General features: G+C 72.2%; 18 protein-coding genes. 9 read left to right on the forward strand and 9 right to left on the reverse strand.

Translation table 11 applies throughout. From position 1 onward, the window contains the following. Positions 1 to 25: 25 nt before the first annotated feature. Together N8J89_RS22675 and N8J89_RS22680 are read right to left on the reverse strand one after the other, a co-directional pair. Positions 26 to 256 carry a hypothetical protein gene (locus N8J89_RS22675; RefSeq protein ID WP_283659001.1) on the reverse strand — a complete coding sequence of 77 codons (231 nt, stop codon included), beginning with the start codon at positions 254 to 256 and terminating at the stop codon, positions 26 to 28. After that, positions 229 to 1173 carry a glycosyltransferase family 2 protein gene (locus tag N8J89_RS22680; protein ID WP_283659002.1) on the reverse strand — a complete coding sequence of 315 codons (945 nt, stop codon included), beginning with the start codon at positions 1171 to 1173 and terminating at the stop codon, positions 229 to 231. The genes N8J89_RS22675 and N8J89_RS22680 overlap by 28 nt, the downstream gene beginning before the upstream one ends. A gap of 81 nt (positions 1174 to 1254) precedes the next feature. Between N8J89_RS22680 and N8J89_RS22685 the strand changes: the two genes are divergently transcribed. From N8J89_RS22685 to N8J89_RS22705, 5 genes are read left to right on the forward strand one after another with little or no spacing between them, the layout of a single operon-like run. Next, a complete protein-coding gene (locus tag N8J89_RS22685; protein WP_283659003.1) occupies positions 1255 to 2232 on the forward strand; it encodes a UDP-glucuronic acid decarboxylase family protein in 978 nt (325 codons plus the stop codon). Positions 2233 to 2241: 9 nt separating this feature from the next. Then, positions 2242 to 3879 (forward strand): carbamoyltransferase family protein, encoded by a 1638-nt coding sequence (locus N8J89_RS22690; RefSeq protein ID WP_283659004.1) that lies wholly within the window; start codon positions 2242 to 2244, stop codon positions 3877 to 3879. Further along, positions 3876 to 5141 (forward strand): glycosyltransferase family 2 protein, encoded by a 1266-nt coding sequence (locus N8J89_RS22695; RefSeq protein WP_283659005.1) that lies wholly within the window; start codon positions 3876 to 3878, stop codon positions 5139 to 5141. Before N8J89_RS22690 ends, N8J89_RS22695 begins: the two co-directional genes overlap by 4 nt. Then, positions 5138 to 6070, forward strand: coding sequence for a glycosyltransferase family 9 protein (locus N8J89_RS22700; protein ID WP_283659006.1), 933 nt, complete (start codon positions 5138 to 5140; stop codon positions 6068 to 6070). Before N8J89_RS22695 ends, N8J89_RS22700 begins: the two co-directional genes overlap by 4 nt. Then, positions 6052 to 7341: a UDP-glucose dehydrogenase family protein gene (locus N8J89_RS22705; RefSeq protein WP_283659007.1), complete on the forward strand. Its 1290-nt coding sequence runs from the start codon at positions 6052 to 6054 to the stop codon at positions 7339 to 7341. Before N8J89_RS22700 ends, N8J89_RS22705 begins: the two co-directional genes overlap by 19 nt. Here N8J89_RS22705 and N8J89_RS22710 read toward each other — a convergent pair. Continuing rightward, entirely contained in the window at positions 7338 to 8192 is an 855-nt protein-coding gene (locus tag N8J89_RS22710; protein ID WP_283659008.1) for a polysaccharide deacetylase family protein, read from the reverse strand. The genes N8J89_RS22705 and N8J89_RS22710 overlap by 4 nt on opposite strands. Before the next feature lie 52 nt (positions 8193 to 8244). Between N8J89_RS22710 and N8J89_RS22715 the strand changes: the two genes are divergently transcribed. Beyond that, positions 8245 to 8604: a MerR family transcriptional regulator gene (locus tag N8J89_RS22715; RefSeq protein ID WP_283659009.1), complete on the forward strand. Its 360-nt coding sequence runs from the start codon at positions 8245 to 8247 to the stop codon at positions 8602 to 8604. Positions 8605 to 8701: 97 nt separating this feature from the next. Here N8J89_RS22715 and N8J89_RS22720 read toward each other — a convergent pair whose 3' ends face one another. Next, positions 8702 to 9172 carry an SRPBCC family protein gene (locus N8J89_RS22720; protein ID WP_283659010.1) on the reverse strand — a complete coding sequence of 157 codons (471 nt, stop codon included), beginning with the start codon at positions 9170 to 9172 and terminating at the stop codon, positions 8702 to 8704. A 103-nt stretch (positions 9173 to 9275) separates the two neighbouring features. Between N8J89_RS22720 and N8J89_RS22725 the strand changes: the two genes are divergently transcribed. Next, on the forward strand, positions 9276 to 11594 hold the full coding sequence (locus tag N8J89_RS22725; RefSeq protein ID WP_283659011.1) for a phosphoketolase: 2319 nt from the start codon (positions 9276 to 9278) through the stop codon (positions 11592 to 11594). Then, positions 11591 to 12685 carry an acetate/propionate family kinase gene (locus N8J89_RS22730; RefSeq protein WP_283659012.1) on the forward strand — a complete coding sequence of 365 codons (1095 nt, stop codon included), beginning with the start codon at positions 11591 to 11593 and terminating at the stop codon, positions 12683 to 12685. The genes N8J89_RS22725 and N8J89_RS22730 overlap by 4 nt, the downstream gene beginning before the upstream one ends. 60 nt (positions 12686 to 12745) lie before the next feature. On the opposite strand, the gene N8J89_RS22735 is transcribed toward N8J89_RS22730, so the two are convergent. The 5 genes from N8J89_RS22735 to N8J89_RS22755 are packed head-to-tail and all read right to left on the reverse strand — an operon-like array spanning position 12746 to position 15778. Continuing rightward, complete coding sequence (locus N8J89_RS22735; RefSeq protein WP_283659013.1) at positions 12746 to 13480, reverse strand: metallophosphoesterase family protein; 735 nt, start codon at positions 13478 to 13480, stop codon at positions 12746 to 12748. Next, a complete protein-coding gene (locus N8J89_RS22740) occupies positions 13477 to 13734 on the reverse strand; it encodes a BON domain-containing protein (RefSeq protein WP_283659014.1) in 258 nt (85 codons plus the stop codon). The genes N8J89_RS22735 and N8J89_RS22740 overlap by 4 nt, the downstream gene beginning before the upstream one ends. Continuing rightward, a complete protein-coding gene (locus N8J89_RS22745; protein ID WP_283659015.1) occupies positions 13731 to 14366 on the reverse strand; it encodes a nucleotidyltransferase family protein in 636 nt (211 codons plus the stop codon). Before N8J89_RS22745 ends, N8J89_RS22740 begins: the two co-directional genes overlap by 4 nt. Then, a complete protein-coding gene (locus N8J89_RS22750) occupies positions 14363 to 14791 on the reverse strand; it encodes a hypothetical protein (protein ID WP_283659016.1) in 429 nt (142 codons plus the stop codon). The genes N8J89_RS22745 and N8J89_RS22750 overlap by 4 nt, the downstream gene beginning before the upstream one ends. A gap of 12 nt (positions 14792 to 14803) precedes the next feature. Then, on the reverse strand, positions 14804 to 15778 hold the full coding sequence (locus N8J89_RS22755) for a TIGR03557 family F420-dependent LLM class oxidoreductase (protein ID WP_283659017.1): 975 nt from the start codon (positions 15776 to 15778) through the stop codon (positions 14804 to 14806). Positions 15779 to 16031: 253 nt separating this feature from the next. Between N8J89_RS22755 and ku the strand changes: the two genes are divergently transcribed. Then, positions 16032 to 17030, forward strand: coding sequence for a non-homologous end joining protein Ku (gene ku, locus N8J89_RS22760; protein WP_283659018.1), 999 nt, complete (start codon positions 16032 to 16034; stop codon positions 17028 to 17030).

A 17030-nucleotide genomic window follows, 5' to 3' on the forward strand; every position in this document is an offset into this window, starting at 1 on the left:
CGCCCGGCCCTTCACGTGTGCGGGCTCAGCCGCTGAGCCGTTGGGCGAGCATGGCCTTGGCCTGCTCGGCGCCCTTGCGGCTCTCGCCCTGGGCCTTGCGGAAGAACTCGGCCAGCTCGCTGTCGCCGGCCTTCTCCGCGTCCTGGATGTAGGTCTCCAGGCGCAGCACGTTGGACAGGCATGCCTCGGTGAACCAGATGATGTTGTAGTCCTTGTCCCTGGTTCCGGTCACGGAGCCGGTTTCGCTGGTGGACACGGATCCTCCTCCACTGTCTGTGGTGTCGTGGTTCCCTGTTGGCCTACCCGGCCTGGCGCGCTCCATGCCTGGCGTTGGAGTAGCGCCAGCCGTTGTTCCACCTCCGCGGGCAGGCGTCGCCGGGCGCGCAGCACGCCGGGCAGCCGGGCCAGCGCCGCCAGGAGCACCCGGAGTTCTCCCGCGCGCAGCTGTGCCCCGGTGGCCGCGGCGATCTCCGGCCACGGTCTGCGCAGCCACACGGTGAGCAGGGCGTTGCGGGCCTGGAGCCGTCGCCGGGCCGCCGAGGGTGGCCGGATCCGCGAGGGGTGGTGGTGGGCGACGAGTTCGGGCACGTGGCACAACGCCCAGCCGGCGGCGGCCAGGTCCCAGGAGAGCAGCTGCTCCTCGCCGGGGAAGAACAGCACCGGGGAGAACCCGCCGCAGGCCAGGAACGCCTCCCGGCGCACGATCGCCGCGCAGGCCAGGAAACCCAGCACCGACACCCCCGGCAGCCCGGGTTCCCGGCCCAGCGGGCTGGCGGCCAGCTCGGCGCTGAGCGGGTCCAGCCGCTGCTCCGGCCCGACCAGGGTGCGCGCGGAGACCACCCCCAGTCGCGGGCAGGCGTCGAAGAGCCGCTCGGCCTGCTGGAGCGCGCCGGGCGCCCACCAGGAGTCGTCGTCGCTGAAGGCCACGTACGGGGTGCGCGCGACCGCCACCCCGTGGTTGCGCGCGGTGGCGCCCCGGTTGCCGGACAAGGGGATCAGCCTCACCTGCGGGAACTCCGCGGGCAAACGTTGTCTGGTGCCGTCGCTGGAACCGTTGTCCACCACCACGACCGGCGGTGCCGGGTCGAGCTCGGCGAGCCGGTGCAGGGTGTGCCGCAGCTCGTCCCAGCGGTCCCTGGTGGCGATCACCACGGTGGTGCGCGCGCTCGTCATGCCTTCGAGCTACCCCGCCCCGGCGCGGCCGACACCGACGTTTCCCCGGCCAGGCCCCGGGTAGCCGCCGGGGTGGAGCGGATGAGAAAGGGGCTCGCGATGCGGTTCGAACGGGTGGTGGTCACCGGGGGCGCGGGCTTCCTCGGGTCCTACGTGTGCGAGGAGCTGGTGTTCTCCGGGGTGTCGGTGGTGTGCGTTGACGACCTGTCCACCGGACGTCTGTCCAATGTGGACACTGTAGCGGAGCATCCCCGGTTCCACTTCCAGCACGCCGACATCACCGAGCCGCTGCGGGTGCCTGGCCCGGTGGACGCGGTGCTGCACCTGGCCTGCCCCGCCTCGCCAGCGGACTACCTGCGCGAACCGGTGCGGACCATGCGCACCGGCTCGCTGGGCACGCTGCACGCGCTGGAGCTGGCCAAGGCGCACCGGTCCCGGTTCCTGCTGGCCTCCACCAGCGAGGTCTACGGCGACCCGCTGCGGCACCCGCAGACCGAGGACTACTGGGGCAATGTCAACCCGGTGGGCCCGCGCAGCGTCTACGACGAGTCCAAACGCTTCAGCGAGGCGCTGACCACCGCCTACCGCGGCCAGTACGGCCTGCGCGCCTCGATCGCCCGGATCTTCAACAGCTACGGCCCCCGGATGCGGCCCGACGACGGCCGGATGATCCCCACCTTCATCCGCCAGGGCCTGGCCGGGGAGCCGATCACCGTCTTCGGCGACGGCGCGCAGACCCGGTCGCTGTGCTACGTCAGCGACACCGTCCGCGGCCTGATCACCTTGGCCCGCAGCGGGATTCCCGGCCCGGTCAACATCGGCAGCCCCGAGGAGCACCCGGTGTCCCGGATCGCCGAACGCGTCCGCGAGCTCACCGGCAGCTCCGCGCCGGTGGTGCACGAGCAGGCGATGACCGACGACCCGCGCCGCCGCTGCCCCGACATCGCCGTGGCCGCGCGGGAGCTGGGCTGGGCCCCGGAGGTCTCGCTGACCGAGGGGTTGCGGCGGACCGTGGACCACTTCGCCGCGGCCTCGTTTGCCCACCGGGCCGCCGGGTAGCCGATCGTCATGCGCGTCCTGGGAATCAACGCCATCTTCCACGACCCCGCCGCCGCGCTGGTGGTGGACGGCCGGGTCGTCGCAGCGGCGGAGGAAGAGCGGTTCAGCCGCCGCAAGCACGGCAAACGACCGGTGCCCTTCTCCGCCTGGGAGCTGCCCGAGCAGTCGGCTCGCTGGTGCCTGGCCAAGGCCGGGCTCACGCCGTCGGATCTGGACGCGGTGGCCTACTCCTACGATCCCGGCCTGGTCGAGCCCGGCCAGCAGGGCCTGGACGGCGACTGGGAGGAGCTGCGCACCAACTACGCGCGGCGCGCCCCCCGGTTCCTGGCCACCGCGCTGCCGGGCCTGGACCCCGGCATCGTGCGCTTCGTGCCGCACCACATGGCGCACGCCGCCTCCGCCGGGCTGGCCGCCCCCTTCGGCGCGGACTCCGCCGTGCTGGTGGCCGACGGCCGCGGCGAGTGCGCCTCCCACCTGGGCGGCAGCTACCGCGACGGGCAGCTGGAAGTGCTGGCCTCGCAACGACTTCCGCACTCACTCGGGCTGATGTACGAGTCGCTGACCGAGCACCTGGGCTTCCTGCGCTCCAGCGACGAGTACAAGGTGATGGCCCTGGCCTCCTACGGCACCCCGGCGCACGCTGATCTTTTCCGCGAGCTGGTGCGCACCACCGACGAGGGCGGCTTCCACATCGAGCCCATCGACTGGAACGCACTGGCCAAGCGCCGCGAGTCCGGTGAGCTCGGCCCCGAGCACGCCGACCTGGCCGCCAGCGTGCAGCTGCGGGTGGAGGAGGTGCTGCTGGAGCTGGCCCGCTGGCTGCACGAGGCCACCGGTCACCGGCGGCTCACCATGGCCGGCGGGGTGGCGCTGAACTGCGTGGCCAACACCAGGATCCACGCCGAGGGCCCGTTCGAGGAGGTCTGGGTGCAGCCGGCCGCGGGCGACGCGGGCACCGCGCTGGGCGCGGCCCTGCACGTCACCGCCACCGAGGACGCCCCCGCCGCGCCGATGCCGGGCGCGGACCTGGGCCGGGAGTTCTCCGCCGAGGAGATCCGGCAGTGCCTGGAGACGGCGAACCTGGTCTACACCGAGCCCGCCGACATCGCCGTGACAGTGGCCGAAGCGCTGGCCGATGACCAGGTCGTGGCCTGGTTCCAGGGCCGAGCCGAGTACGGTCCGCGCGCGCTGGGCCGCCGCTCGCTGCTGGCCCATCCCGGCCGGGCGGAGAACCTGGCCCGGCTCAACGACGTCAAGGGCCGCGAGCAGTTCCGGCCGGTCGCGCCGATGGTGCTGGCCGACCGCGCGGCCGAGCTGTTCGAGCGCGGCCCGATCCCCAGCCCGCACATGCTCTTCGTGCACGACGTGCGCCCGGAGTGGCGGGAGCGGATCCCGGCGGTGGTGCACGTGGACGGCACCGCCCGGATCCAGACCGTGGACCCGGAGCAGGATCCGTTGATGGGCCGGGTGTTGCGCGAGTTCGCCGCCCGCACCGGACTGCCGGTGGTGGTCAACACCAGCCTCAACACCGCAGGCCGCCCGATGGTCGATGACCCGAGGGATGCCTTGGAGTGCTTCGGTTCCGCGCCGATCGACCTGCTCGCCATCGGCCCGTTCGCCCTGCGCAGAAAGGGACTGTCCGGATGACCTCCACAGTGGACTACGCCGTGGTGGTGCCCACGATCGGCCGGGACAGCCTGTGGCGGCTGCTCAACTCCCTGGCCAACGCCCACGGCCCGCAACCGGCCGAGGTGATCGTGGTCGACGACCGCCCCAATCCCGAACCCCTCGGCCCGACCCCGATCCCGGTGCGGGTGCTCACCTCCGGCGGCCGCGGCCCGGCGGCGGCGCGCAACGTGGGCTGGCAGGCCACCGAGTGCGAGTGGATCGCCTTCCTGGACGACGACGTGGTGGTCAGCCCCGACTGGCCGGAACGCCTGGCGGCGGACCTGGCCCGCTTGGACGCGAAGGTCGCCGCCAGCAAGGCCCGCATCACGGTGCCCCTGCCGACCGACCGCGCGCCGACCGATGCCGAACTGGGCACCGCGGGCCTGGCCCAGGCAGAGTGGATCACCGCGGACATGGCCTACCGGCGCTCCGCGCTGGCCGAGGTCGGCGGCTTCGACGAGCGGTTCCCCCGGGCCTACCGGGAGGACGCCGAGCTGGCACTGCGGGTGCTGGACCAGGGCCTGGAACTGACCGAGGGTGAGCGATCGACCACTCACCCCGTGCGCGAGCAAGGATTCCTGGCCAGCGTGCGGGCACAGCGCGGGAACGCGGATGACGCGCTGCTGCGGCACCTGGTGGGGGCGGGGTGGCGGGAGCGGATCGGCGGACAGCCGGGGCGGTTGCGGTGGCATGTGGTGACGACCGGGGCGCTGGTGGCGGCGGTGGGGTTCGGGCTGGCCGGGCTGCGGCGGGGCGGGACTGGTGCTGGGTCGCTGGCGGGACGGCGGGTGGGGGTGCTCGCCGGGCTGCGGACCGGGGCGCTCGGCGGGACTCGGGCCACGACCTTCGCCGGTAAGCGGGCCGAAGCGCTCAGCGGGACGCGGGCCGCGACGCTCGTCGGCAAGCAAGCCGGAGCGGTTGTCGGGAAACTGGCCAGCGCGGTCGCCGGGCCGCGAGCTGGCGCACACGCCCGGCGGCAGGCCGGAGCGCTCGTGGGAGCGCTCGCCAGTCACCGGACGGCGGACGAGACCGCAGGCCCCGTCTGGCCGCGGCGGGCGGCGCTGGTCGCGGGGCTGGTGTGGGCGGGGCTGACCACCGAGTTCGCCGCTCGGCGGATCCGGCCCGGGCCGCGCACCCCGGATGAGATCGCCCGCATGGTCGTGACCAGCGTCATCATCCCGCCCATGGCCTGTCTGCACCGGCTGCGGGGTGAACTGCGGTTCTGGCGGGTGCGCCGGTGAGCGCCCCGGAAGTCCTCGTGCTGCGCGCGCTCGGACTGGGCGACCTGCTCACCGCCGTGCCCGCACTCCGCGCGCTGCGCCGGGCGCACTTCGACGCCCGGATCACCCTTGCCGCGCCGGAATGGCTGGCCGAGCTGGTCGGTGACATCGGCGCGGTGGACCGGCTGCTCACCACCGAGGGCCTCGATGAACCGCTGCGCTGGCAGGCCCGGCCGCCTGATCTCGCGGTCAACCTGCACGGTCACGGGCCGCAGAGCACCGCGCTGCTGCGCGAGCTCGAACCGCGACGACTCATCACCTTCGACCGGGACAGCTGGCGGGAGCAGGAGCACGAGGTGCGCCGCTGGTGCCGGTTGCTCACCGAACACGGCATCCCGGCCGATCCGACCGACCTGCGGCTGCCCAAGCCGTGGTGCCCGGCGCCGGTGCGCGGGGCGGTGGTGATGCACATCGGCGCCAGCCACGGGTCCCGGCGCTGGCCGGTGGACCGCTTCGCCGAGCTGGCCCGGCGGCTGCCCGGGCATGTGGTGCTCACCGGCAGCCTGCCGGAACGCCCGCGCGCCAAGGAGGTCGCCGAACTGGCCGGGCTGCCGCCGGAGCGGGTGCTGGCCGGGCACACCTCGCTGGCCGAGCTGGCCCCGCTGGTGGCCACCGCGCGGCTGGTCATCTGCGGCGACACCGGGGTGGCGCACCTGGCCACCGCGTACGGCACCCCCTCGGTGGTGCTGTTCGGACCGGTCTCCCCCGAGCTGTGGGGTCCGCCGCCGGAGCGGCCGGAACACCTGGCGCTGTGGGCCGGGATCAGCAGTGACACCTTCGCCGACACCCCAGCCCCCGGCCTGTCGCGCATCTCGGTGGACGAGGTGCTCGACGCGGCCCGGCGGCTGCTCCCCGGAAAGGGCTCCCTGGCATGGGCGCGCAGCGGATAGGCGTCATCGGCGCCGGTTATGTCGGGCTCACCACCTCGGCCTGCCTGTCCCAGCTGGGACACCGGGTGGTCTGCTCGGATGTCGATCAGTCCACAGTGGACGATCTTCGGCACGGAGTGGTCGGCCTGCACGAGCCGGGACTGGCCGAGCTGGTCGCGGAGGGGCTGGCCGAGGGCACCCTGGACTTCACCACCGACAACCTGGCCGCGGTGCGCGAGGCGGAGTTCGTCTTCCTGTGCCTGCCCACCCCCGCGTCCGAGTCGGGGGCCGCCGACCTGGGCGCGGTGCACGCCGTGCTGGCCCAGATCGGCCCCGAGCTGCGACCGGGGAGTGTGCTGGTGGTCAAGTCCACCGTGCCGCCGGGCACCACCGACGACCTGCGGGCCAGGCTCGGCCGCGACGACGTCGCGGTGGCGGGCAACCCGGAGTTCCTGCGCGAGGGGCACGCGGTGGCCGACTTCCTGCACCCGCAGCGGGTGGTGGTCGGCGCGAGCGAGCAGGAGACCGCGCGCCGGGTGCTGGCCCTCTACCGGGACACCGGCGCGCCGACCCTGGTCACCGACCCGGCCAGCGCCGAACTGGTCAAGTACGCCAGCAACAGCTTCCTGGCCATGAAGCTCTCCTACGTCAACACCCTGGCCGAGCTGTGCGAGCGCACCGGGGCCGACATCGCCGCGGTCACCGAGGGCCTTGGCCAGGACGAGCGCATCGGCCCCGCTTTCCTGGCCCCGGGGCCGGGCTGGGGCGGGTCCTGCCTGCCCAAGGACACCAGGGCGCTGCTGCACACCGCCCAGCAGGCCGAGGTCGAGTTCCCGCTGCTCTCGGCCGCGATCGAGACCAACGACCGCCAACCGGCCCGGATCATCGAGGCCCTGGCAGGGCTGCTGGCCCGCCCGCTGCGCGAGGCCCGGATCGGCCTGCTGGGGCTGACGTTCAAGGCGGGCACCGACGACCTGCGCGACTCCCCCGCGCTGGCGGTGGCCGAGGCGCTGGCCGAGGCCGGTGCCCGGCTGCGCGGCTACGACCCGTGTGTGCCCGCCGAGCGGGGCCGGCTCGGACCGGTCTCCCTGGTCTCCCGGGCGGCGCTGGCGGCCGAGGGCGCGGACGCGGTGCTGCTGCTGACCGAGTGGCCGGAGTTCACCGAGCTGGACTTCCCCGACCTGGCTGCCCGCATGCGCTCCCCCGTGCTGGTGGACACCCGCGACCACCTGCCGGCGAAGGTGCTGGCCGCCGCGGGCTTCCGCCACCGCCGGCTGGGACACGCCAGCTAGCCCAGCGTGCTCTGGTAGTGCTCGGCGATCTCGTCGCTGGTGGTCAGCCACACATCCGGTTGCGCGGCCAGGAAAGCCAGCGCCTCGTCCAGGTACTTGGCCCGGAACGGCTGGCCGATCACGAACGGGTGCAGCGCCAGGGGCAGCACCCGGCCGCTGTGCCCGGACTCGGCGTGCAGCACCTCGTAGGCGTCCCGCACCATGCGGGCGAACTCCGGGCCGGTGTGCTTGGCGAAGACCATCAGGTCGTTGAGCTCCACCGTGTAAGGCACGCTGAGCATGCCGGGCACGGTCAGCGGGTAGGGCTGGTCGTCGTTGGTCCAGTCCAGCAGGTAGCTCAGGCCCAGTTCGGCCAGCAGGGCCGGGGTGTTGGCGGTCTCGGTGAGGCCGGGGCCCATCCAGCCGCGCGGGGACTTGCCGGTGGCGGCGGTGATGGTGTGCACGATGTCGGTGAGGACGCGGCGTTCCTCCGCCAGGTCCAGGCCGGTGTGCAGGATCGAGTTGGTGCTGCCGTGGGCCAGCCAGGCCCAGTCGCGGGCGTTGCCGGCCTCGATGATCTGGGGGTAGTGCTCGGTCACGGTGGAGTTGAGCAGCACGCTGGCGCGCAGGCCGTGGCGATCCAGGATGTCGGCGATCCGCCAGATACCAACCCGGTTGCCGTAGTCGCGCCAGCCGTGGTTGAGCGGGTCGGGGGTGAGCTCGGCGGTGCCCGGCCAGATGCTGGTGGAGGGGTGGCCGGGCAGGAAGTGCTCGATGTTGAGACCGACGTAGACGGCGATCCGCTTGCCCTGCGGCCAGTGCAGGGGCGGACGGTCGATGATCGGGCTGTAGGTGTAGGGCGGGTTCGTCATGCCGGTACGGTAGAACCTGACACCAGTGTGAAGTTCAAGTCGCGGAGGGCCGATGCGGATCGGGGAGCTGGCGCGGCGGACCGGGGTCAGCGAGCGGTCGCTGCGCTACTACGAGGAACAGGGCCTGCTGATCCCCGAGCGCACGCCGGGCGGGCAGCGGGAGTACCCGGAGTTCGCGGTGGACCGGGTGATCCGCATCCAGGAGCTGTTCGCCGCGGGCCTGCACAGCCGGAAGATCGCCCGGCTGCTGCCCTGCATGCGCGATGCCGACGGCGGGCCCTCCGCGCGGGCCACGCCGAAGCTGGTGGCCGAGCTGACCGAGGAGAAGGCCCGCATCGAGCGCACCATGAAGGAGCTGGCCAGCTCCCGCGACCTCCTCGAAGAGGTCATCAACGCCGCCGCGAAACGCTGACGCCGAAAGGACTGTGCCGCCCCCCGTGGCGAATGGGGGCGGCACAGTCTCTTTTCCGTGCGGCGAGGCGGGCCCTGCTTCCCGCTCGCGCGCTCTTCTATCTGTTGGTCGGGTCGTCGACCGGGCGGACCTGGCCGCGCCAGCCACCGGTCTCGTGGCCGCGCTTCTCGATGAACTCCTTGAACCGGCCCAGGTCACCGCGGACCCTGGTCTGCACGAAGCCGAGGGTGTCGCCGATCTTCTCGGCCGCGCCTTCGGGCTCGAACTCGATCCGCAGCGACACCTTGGTCTCGGTGCCCTGCGGGGTGAAGGACACGGTCCCGCGGTGCTTCGGCCCGGACACGACGGTCCAGGAGATGCGCTCGTCGGGGACCTGGTGCAGGATCTCGGCGTCGAACTCGCGTTCCACACCGGCGATGCTGGTCTTCCAGTGGGTCAGCGTGTTCGACACCTGGTCGACCTGCTCGACGCCCTTCATGAACTCCGGGAAGGTCTCGAACTGGGTCCACTGGTCATAGACGGCGCGTACCGGGGCATGGACTTCCACGCGTTCCTCGATAACGCTCACTGTCCAACCATCTCCTCTCTGTGTCGGTCACGCACTCTTCGGCTACCCACCGTCTCCGGGCGGAAACGTGTGGCGAGCGAGGAATTCGGGAAACCCGGTTCCTGTGATCGACACCGCGGCTGCCCGCCGCTACCGCCGAGCCGCGGACTACCTGGCCGCGGCCCAGATCTACCTGCGGGACAACGTGCTGTTGCGCGAGCCGCTGCGCCCGCACCACCTCAAACCGCGCCTGCTCGGGCACTGGGGCACCTGTCCGGGCATCACGTTTGTCTACAGTGGACTCAACGCGCTGGCCAAGGCCACCGGCCAGCGCACGTTGTTCGTGGTCGGGCCTGGTCACGGCGCGCCCGCGGTGCACGCGAACCTGTGGCTGGAGGGCACGCACGCCCGGCACGATCCCGCGTTGTCGCTGGATGAGGCCGGGCTGACCGAGCTGGTGCGCCGTTTCTCCTGGCCCGGCGGGTTTCCCAGCCACCTCTCCCCCGAGGTGCCCGGGGTGATCCACGAGGGTGGCGAGCTCGGCTATGCGCTGGCCACCGCGTTCGGGGCGGCGCTGGATGATCCGGAGCTGCTGGTGGCCTGCCTCATCGGCGACGGGGAGGCCGAGACCGGGCCGACCGCGGGGTCCTGGCACGGCGGCAAGTTCCTCGACCCGGCGCACGACGGCGCGGTGCTGCCGGTCCTGCACCTCAACGGGTCCAAGATCTCCTCGCCGACGGTGTACGCCTCGATGGACGACGACGAGCTGGCCGCCTACTTCCACGGCGCGGGCTGGACCCCGCACCTGGTCGATGTGACCACGACCGCCGAGCCGGACGAGCTGCTGGCCAGCACCCTGACCCTGGCCCGCACCGAGATCACCGGCATCCGCGACCGCCGACCGGACCGGCCGCGCTGGCCGATGATCCTGTTGCGCAGCCCCAAGGGCTGGGGCCTGCCCGCCTTCGACGCCGAGGGCACACCCCTGGAAGGCAGCTTCCACGCCCACCAGGTGCCGATCGAGGCGGACAACCTGGAACTCCTCGAACGCTGGCTGCGCTCCTACCGCCCGGAGGAGCTGTTCACCCGGCACGGCGCACCCCAGCCGGACCTGCTCGACCTGCTGCCACCGGAGGAGCTGCGCCTCGGACGCGTGCCGCAGGCCAACGGCGGCGACCTGCGCCGCGAGCTGCCCCTGCCTGACCCGGCCGAGTTCGCCGTCGAGGTGAGCAAACCCGGTGCCGCCCAGGCCAGTCCGACCGCGACCGCGGGTGAGTACCTGGCGGAGTTGTTGCGGCGCACCGAGGAGAGCCGGAACTTCCGGATCATGTGCCCGGACGAGCTGGCCTCCAACAAGCTCGACGCCACCCTGAGCGCCACCGACCGGGTCTTCGCCTGGCCGCCGGGCAGCCCGGCCGAACACCTCGGGCGGCACGGCCGGGTGATGGAGGTGCTCTCGGAACACCTGTGCCAGGGCTGGTTGCAGGGCTACCTGCTCACCGGCCGGCACGGCCTGTTCCCCTGCTACGAGGCCTTTGCCTCCATTGTGGACAGTATGGTCAACCAGTACGCCAAGTTCCTCAAGATGGCCGCCGAGACGCCGTGGCGGACCCCGGTGGCCAGCCTCAACTACCTGCTCACCAGCGAGGGCTGGCGGCAGGAGCACAACGGTTACAGCCACCAGGGCCCCGGCTTCATCAACAACCTGCTGACCAAGAAGTCCTCGGTCAGCCGGATCTACTTCCCGCCGGATGCCAACACCCTGCTGCACACCCTGCACCACTGCCTGTCCTCCACCGACCGGATCAACCTGGTCATCGCGGGCAAACACCCTGCCGCGCAATGGCTTTCCGCCGAGGAGGCGGCCCGGCACTGCCGCGCGGGCGCCGGGGTGTGGGACTGGGCGGGCACCGAGCAGCATCGCGACCAGCCGGAGGTGGTGCTGGCCTGCGCGGGCGGGGTGCCCACGGTGGAGACCCTGGCCGCGGCCGACCTGCTCCGGCGGCACGCCCCTGACCTGATGGTGCGGGTGGTCAACGTGGTTGACCTGCTCAGCCTGTCCACCCCGCGCCGGCACCCGCACGGCATGGACGAACGCGCCTTCGAGGCATGCTTCGGCCGCGGCCTGCCGGTGGTCTTCGCCTTCCACGGCTACCCCTCCGCGGTGCACGAGGTGCTGCACGGCCGCCCCGACCCGGCGCGTTTCCACGTGCACGGCTACCTGGAGGAAGGCACCACGACGACCCCGTTCGACCTGCTGGTGAGCAACCGGATGAGCCGCTACGACCTGGCCGCCGACGCGCTGCGCCGGGCAGGTGGCTGGGCCAGCGCCGGTGGCGGCCTGGCGCAGCGGCTGCTCGCCGAACGTGACGAGCTGCGCGCCCACGCCTTTCGGGAAGGCAAGGACGCCAAGGAGATCACCGAGTGGAGCTGGCCCGCATGAGCACCGTGCTGACGATCAACCCAGGTTCCTCCAGCCTGCAGGCGCACCTGGTCTCCGGGGACACCGAGCGGGTGCTGGACCAGATGCACGTGGAAGCCCCGCCGGACTCCGAGGAGGCCGCGGCGGAGCTGCGCAAGCTGCTGTTCCGGGTGGGTGACCGGGAGCTGACCGCGGTGGCGCACCGGCTGGTGCACGGCGGCGAGGCAGTGCGCGCCCCAACCGTGGTCACCGACGAGCTGGTGCGGGCCCTGGACCCGGTGGCCGCGCTGGCCCCGCTGCACGTGCCACGCACCCTGGCCCTGCTGGCGAAGCTGCGCGGACACCTCTCCGGGGTGCCGCACGTGCTGTGCCCGGACACCGCGTTCCACAATGGACTCTCCGACCTGGCCACGACCTACCCGCTGCCCGCGGAGTGGCGGCAGCGGTTCGGGTTGCGGCGCTACGGTTTCCACGGCCTGTCCTACGCGCACGCGGTGCGCCGGGTGGCCGCGATGACCGGGGTCGGCGAGGACCGGCTGAGCCTGCTGCTGGCTCATCTGGGCGGTGGCTGTTCGGTGTGCGCCTACCGGGACGGCCGCAGCGTGGACACCTCCATGGGCTTCACCCCGCTGGAAGGCGTGCCCATGTCCAAGCGCTCCGGCTCCATCGACCCCGGTCTGCTGCTGCACCTGCTCGAGAAGGGCCTCACCCGGGAGCAGCTTTCCGAGGGCCTGTACCGCCAGTCCGGTCTGCTGGGCCTGTCCGACGGCCGCTCCGGCGACACCCGCGAGCTGGTGGCGGCGGCCAGGGACGGTGACCCGGCGGCGGATCTGGCGTTGCGGGTCTTCGCGCACCGGGTGGCCCGTGAGCTGGCGGCCGCGGCGACCAGCCTGTACCGGGTGGACGCGCTGGTCTTCACCGGGGAGATCGGCTGGGACCAGCCGGAGCTGCGGGAGGCGATCACCGCGCGGCTGGGTCAGCTGGGCGTCCGGCCCGCGGTGGCGGACAACCGGGAGGACGACGGGCCGGTGCACACCGAGGGGGTGCCGGTGCTGGTGGTCAAGCCCCGCGAGGAGCTCCAGCTCTGCCGGGATGCGCTGACGGTGGTCTAGACCGAACGTGCGGCGGGTCCCCGCTGAGGGCAACTCAGCGAGGACCCGCCGCACGTCCAGTTACGCCGAGGTGCCCACCACTGCCGGTTCCAGGCAGTAGATCTGGTAGGCGGCCTTGATCACCGGCTGGGCCACGTTGCGGACCCGGACCCCGCCGGGGGTGCTGCCGTGCTCGGTGCCGAAGTGGGCGTGGCCGTGCAGGGCGAGGTCGGTGCCCGCGCTGTCGATGGCCTCGGCCAGCAGGTAGGAACCCAGGAACGGGTAGATCTCCGGGGGTTCGCCCTTGAGGGTGTCGTTCACCGGCGAGTAGTGGGTCAGCGCGACCTTGATGTCGCACTCCAGGCTGTTGAGCGCGTCGGCGAGCTTGCCGGAGACCTCGGTGGTGTGGTCGATGAAGGCCTTCATCTCCCGTTCGCCGAAGGAGCTTCCGCACTTGCCGGCGAAGCCGCCACCGAAGCCCTTCACCCCGGCCACACCCAGGGTGCACTTGCCGACCTCCAGGGTGACGCCGTTGCCTTCCAGCACGGTGATGCCGTGCTCGGTGAGCAGGTCGGCGACCTGGTCGGGGATGTCGGCGTGGTGGTCGTGGTTGCCCAGCACGGCCAGCACCGGCACCGGCAGGTCGGCGAACTCCTCGGCGACCACCTTGGCCTCGTCCAGGCTGCCGTGCTTGGTCAGATCGCCAGCCAGCAGCAGCACATCGGCGCAGTCGCCCAGCTCTTCCAGCGCGGGTCGCAGGTGGCCGGCGGCGTCCGGTCCCAGGTGGACGTCGCCGACCGCGGCTATCCGGATCACCGTAGCTCCTCCCGTCCAGTCGGCGCACCGGCCTGGACCACGTGGGTCTCGTTGTGCACCACCAGGTCCGGCGCCAGTTCGCCGATCACCTCATCCAGCTTCTGCCGCCGCTGCTCGCTGGCGACCTCGCCGGAGAGGAAGACGTGCTCGCCGCGCACGGTGACCTTGACCCCCTGTTCGGCGGTGCGGGGATCCTCCACCAGCGCGCGGCGCAACCGGCCTACCTCGTACTGCGGGGTTCGTGCTTCGCTCACCCTGTCCTCCTCGGCTGGCCGACCGCGCCCAGGGTCGGGGCGATCCGCAACCGCTTGAGCAGCAACAGGAAAGCCTCGGCGTACGGGGAGTCGGCGGTGTCGGTGGCGACCCGCTCCCAGTCGACCTGCTCACGCAGGGCGCGGGCCATCGGCAGCAGTTCGGTGAAGTCGCAGCGGTGCGGTCCGAGCACCAGCAGCTTGTCCACCACCAGGTCGGTGGCGCGGGCCACCGGCGCGGTGACCGAGCCGATCCGCAGGTCCTCGGCTCGCGCCAGCTGCTCGTGGGTGACCGGCCGGTCGTTGGGGCGGAAGATCAGGTCGATCAGCCGGTCCCCGTCGTAGGCCTTGAGCAGCCAGTCCTCCGGCGGCTGGGCGCCGCGCATCCCGTTGTCCACCAGGGCTTGCACCGCGCGGCGGGCGTCCTCGACGGTGACCAGCAGGTCGATGTCGTGGTCGGAGGCCGCCCCGCCGCGCGCGTAGACCGCCGCGCCGCCGGTGACGGCGAACGGGATGTCCTTGGCGCGCAACGTGGTGACCACTTTGACCAGGGTGCGCAGCAGCGCGTCCGGGTCCGCCGTCGGCGGCTCCTCCGGGGGTTCCTCCAGCGGTAACGGGGCCAGTTCCTCGCTCATCCGCGCTCGATTCGCATCGCCAGCTGTTCCGGGCCACCGCGCCGCGGGACCTCCTCCTCGCTGGACTCGATCTCGCCCAGCTCGGGGTCGGCCTCCGGCGGGGCCTCGTCGATGGTCTCGTCCAGCTCGTCGTCGGGGGTGGCTCCCAGCGGCCGCTCCGGCGGCAGTTCCGGTTGCTGGTCGGGGACCTCCTCGGCCAGCCGGTCGGCCATCGGCTCGCCCTCGGACTGTTCACGGGCGGTGGTGCCGTGCCGGTTGGCCTCCGCCCAGTCCTCCGGCGGCTCCACCCCCTCTTCCAGGGGGTCCACGCCGATGCGGTCCTCGTCCAGGTCCTCGGCCGCGGTCAGGTTCGCCGGGTCCTCCGGGGCGTGCTCGGTGGTGCCGAGCTCGTCCGGGGGCGGCGGGCTGTACTCGTGCTGGGTCATCTCTCTCCCTCCTCAGGCCAGTGCGGTCGCGGTTTCCTTGGCCCTGGGCAACACGTGCTCGGCCCAGTTGCGGAAGAACTCCTCCTGCTCGGGCCCGATCTGCTGCACGTAGACCTCGTCGAACCCGGCGTCCACATAGGACCGCAACGCGGCCAGGTGCGCGTCGACGTCCGGGCCGCAGGGCACTGCCTGCCTGCTCATCTCCGGGGTGATGAGTTCGGCTGCCTGCTCGAAGTGCCGGGGCGCGGGCAGCACCTGGGCCAGCTCGCCGGGCAGCGACTCGTTGGGCCACAACCGGTGCACGGTCTCGACAGCCTTCTCCTCGGTCTCGGCCCAGCACACCTTGAACCCGCCCTGGGCCGGTTTGCCCGCCCCACCGTGCTCGCGGAAGATCCCGAGGGTCTCCGCGTCCGGTTTGGTGCTCATGAACCCGTCAGCGACCCGCCCGGCCAGCTTGGCGGCCTTGGGGCCGAAGGCGGAGAAGTAGATGGGCACCGGCTGCTCGGGCAGGGTGTAGATGCGGGCGTTCTGCACGGTGTAGAACTCGCCCTCGTGGTCGACCTGCTTGCCGGTGTGCAACGCCCGGATGACCTCGATCGCCTCCTCCAGCATGCGCAGCCGGACACCGGCGGAGGGCCACGGGTCGCCGAGGATGTGCTCGTTGAGCGCCTCGCCGCTGCCCACCCCGAGGGTGAACCGGCCCTCGCACTGCACCGCCGCGGTGGCCGCGGCCTGGGCGATCACGGCGGGGTGGGTGCGCACGGTCGGGCAGGTCACCGCGGTGGTGATGGGCAGCCGGGTGGCCTCTGAGAGCGCGCCGATCACCGACCACACGAACGGGCTCTGGCCCTGCTCGCCGTTCCACGGGTGGAAGTGGTCGGAGATCCACAGCCGCTCGAACCCGGCCTGCTCGGCCAGCCGGGCCTGGCGGACCAGCTCCCGTGGGCCGTGCTCCTCGCAGGACAGGAAGTATCCGATGCTGACCATGACGCCCGGTTACCCAACGGCGCGCAGCTCACACCAGGTCGTGTCCGCCCCGCCGCGTCTGCGAGAGCCGTGATCGAGTCGGCCGCTGGCGGTGCGGCCGAAGTGGCCTCATACCGGGTCGTGTTCGGGCGCTTCGGCCGTGCCGCCAGCGGCCGGCTCGGCGCGGCTGTCGCGGGCGCGGTGGGGCGGACACGACCTCCACTACCGGGGGAAACAGGTATATACGCGCGCGTGTCTGGGTAACCCGGGTGGCATGAGAGCGATGTGGCGGGGCGCGATCTCCTTCGGGTTGGTCACCATCGCGGTGAAGCTGTACGCGGCCACCGAGGAGCACGACTTCCGCTTCCACCAGGTGCACCGCGCCGACGGCGGCCGCATCCGGTACAAGCGCGTCTGCTCGGCCTGCGGCGAGGAGGTCGACTACGCCGAGATCGACCGCGGCTACGAGCTGGAGGACGGCCGCCTGGTCACCCTGACCAAGGAGGACTTCGACTCCCTGCCCATCACCACCGACCGGGCCATCGACGTGGTGGAGTTCGTCTCCGCCGAGCAGATCGACCCGATCTACTTCCAGAAGAGCTACTACCTGGAGCCCGACAAGGCCGCGGTCCGCCCCTACGTGCTGCTGCGCACCGCCCTGGAACAGGCCGACCGGCTGGCCGTTGTCAAGATCACCCTGCGGCAGCGGGAGACCCTGGCGATGCTGCGCGCCCGCGAGGACGTGCTGGTGCTGCACACCATGATGTGGCCGGATGAGATCCGGGTGCCGGAGTTCCCGTTCCTGCACGAGGACACCGAGGTCCGCCGCCAGGAGCTGCAGATGGCCGGCTCGCTGGTGGAGAGCATGTCCGGGGACTTCCACCCCGAGGAGTTCGGCGATGACTACCGGGTGGCGCTGCAGGAGCTGATCGAGGCCAAGGCCGAGGGCGCGGCCCCACCGGCGCGCGGCGAGCAGGAACAGCACGCCGAGGTCGTCGACCTGATGACCGCCTTGCAGCGCAGCGTGGAAGCCGCGGGCGGCAAGCGCGAGCCCGCCAAGCGCACGACTGCCAGCCGTGCCAAGCCCGCCGCGGAGAAGACCACCACCCGCGCCCGCACCGGCGGCACGAAGACCACCGCGAAGTCCAGCACCACCAAGACCGGCACCACCAAGTCCAGCACCGCCAAGAGCAGCGGCACCAAATCCACCGGCAGCCGCAGCACGGCCAAGTCGAGCACCAGCAAACCCCGCACCCCGAAGCGATCCGCCTAG

The sequence above is a fragment of the Crossiella sp. CA-258035 genome, assembly GCF_030064675.1.
In the GTDB taxonomy this organism is placed as follows: Bacteria; Actinomycetota; Actinomycetes; order Mycobacteriales; family Pseudonocardiaceae; genus Crossiella.

What these genes read in the sequence shown, in the direction of transcription:
- N8J89_RS22680 (WP_283659002.1), bottom strand. Translation starts at nt 1,173, where the DNA reads ATGACGAGCGCGCGCACCACCGTGGTGATCGCCACCAGGGACCGCTGG.
- N8J89_RS22685 (WP_283659003.1), top strand. Translation starts at nt 1,255, where the DNA reads ATGAGAAAGGGGCTCGCGATGCGGTTCGAACGGGTGGTGGTCACCGGG.
- N8J89_RS22690 (WP_283659004.1), top strand. Translation starts at nt 2,242, where the DNA reads ATGCGCGTCCTGGGAATCAACGCCATCTTCCACGACCCCGCCGCCGCG.
- N8J89_RS22695 (WP_283659005.1), top strand. Translation starts at nt 3,876, where the DNA reads ATGACCTCCACAGTGGACTACGCCGTGGTGGTGCCCACGATCGGCCGG.
- N8J89_RS22705 (WP_283659007.1), top strand. Translation starts at nt 6,052, where the DNA reads ATGGGCGCGCAGCGGATAGGCGTCATCGGCGCCGGTTATGTCGGGCTC.
- N8J89_RS22710 (WP_283659008.1), bottom strand. Translation starts at nt 8,192, where the DNA reads ATGACGAACCCGCCCTACACCTACAGCCCGATCATCGACCGTCCGCCC.
- N8J89_RS22715 (WP_283659009.1), top strand. Translation starts at nt 8,245, where the DNA reads ATGCGGATCGGGGAGCTGGCGCGGCGGACCGGGGTCAGCGAGCGGTCG.
- N8J89_RS22730 (WP_283659012.1), top strand. Translation starts at nt 11,591, where the DNA reads ATGAGCACCGTGCTGACGATCAACCCAGGTTCCTCCAGCCTGCAGGCG.
- N8J89_RS22745 (WP_283659015.1), bottom strand. Translation starts at nt 14,366, where the DNA reads ATGAGCGAGGAACTGGCCCCGTTACCGCTGGAGGAACCCCCGGAGGAG.
- N8J89_RS22750 (WP_283659016.1), bottom strand. Translation starts at nt 14,791, where the DNA reads ATGACCCAGCACGAGTACAGCCCGCCGCCCCCGGACGAGCTCGGCACC.
- N8J89_RS22755 (WP_283659017.1), bottom strand. Translation starts at nt 15,778, where the DNA reads ATGGTCAGCATCGGATACTTCCTGTCCTGCGAGGAGCACGGCCCACGG.
- ku (WP_283659018.1), top strand. Translation starts at nt 16,032, where the DNA reads ATGAGAGCGATGTGGCGGGGCGCGATCTCCTTCGGGTTGGTCACCATC.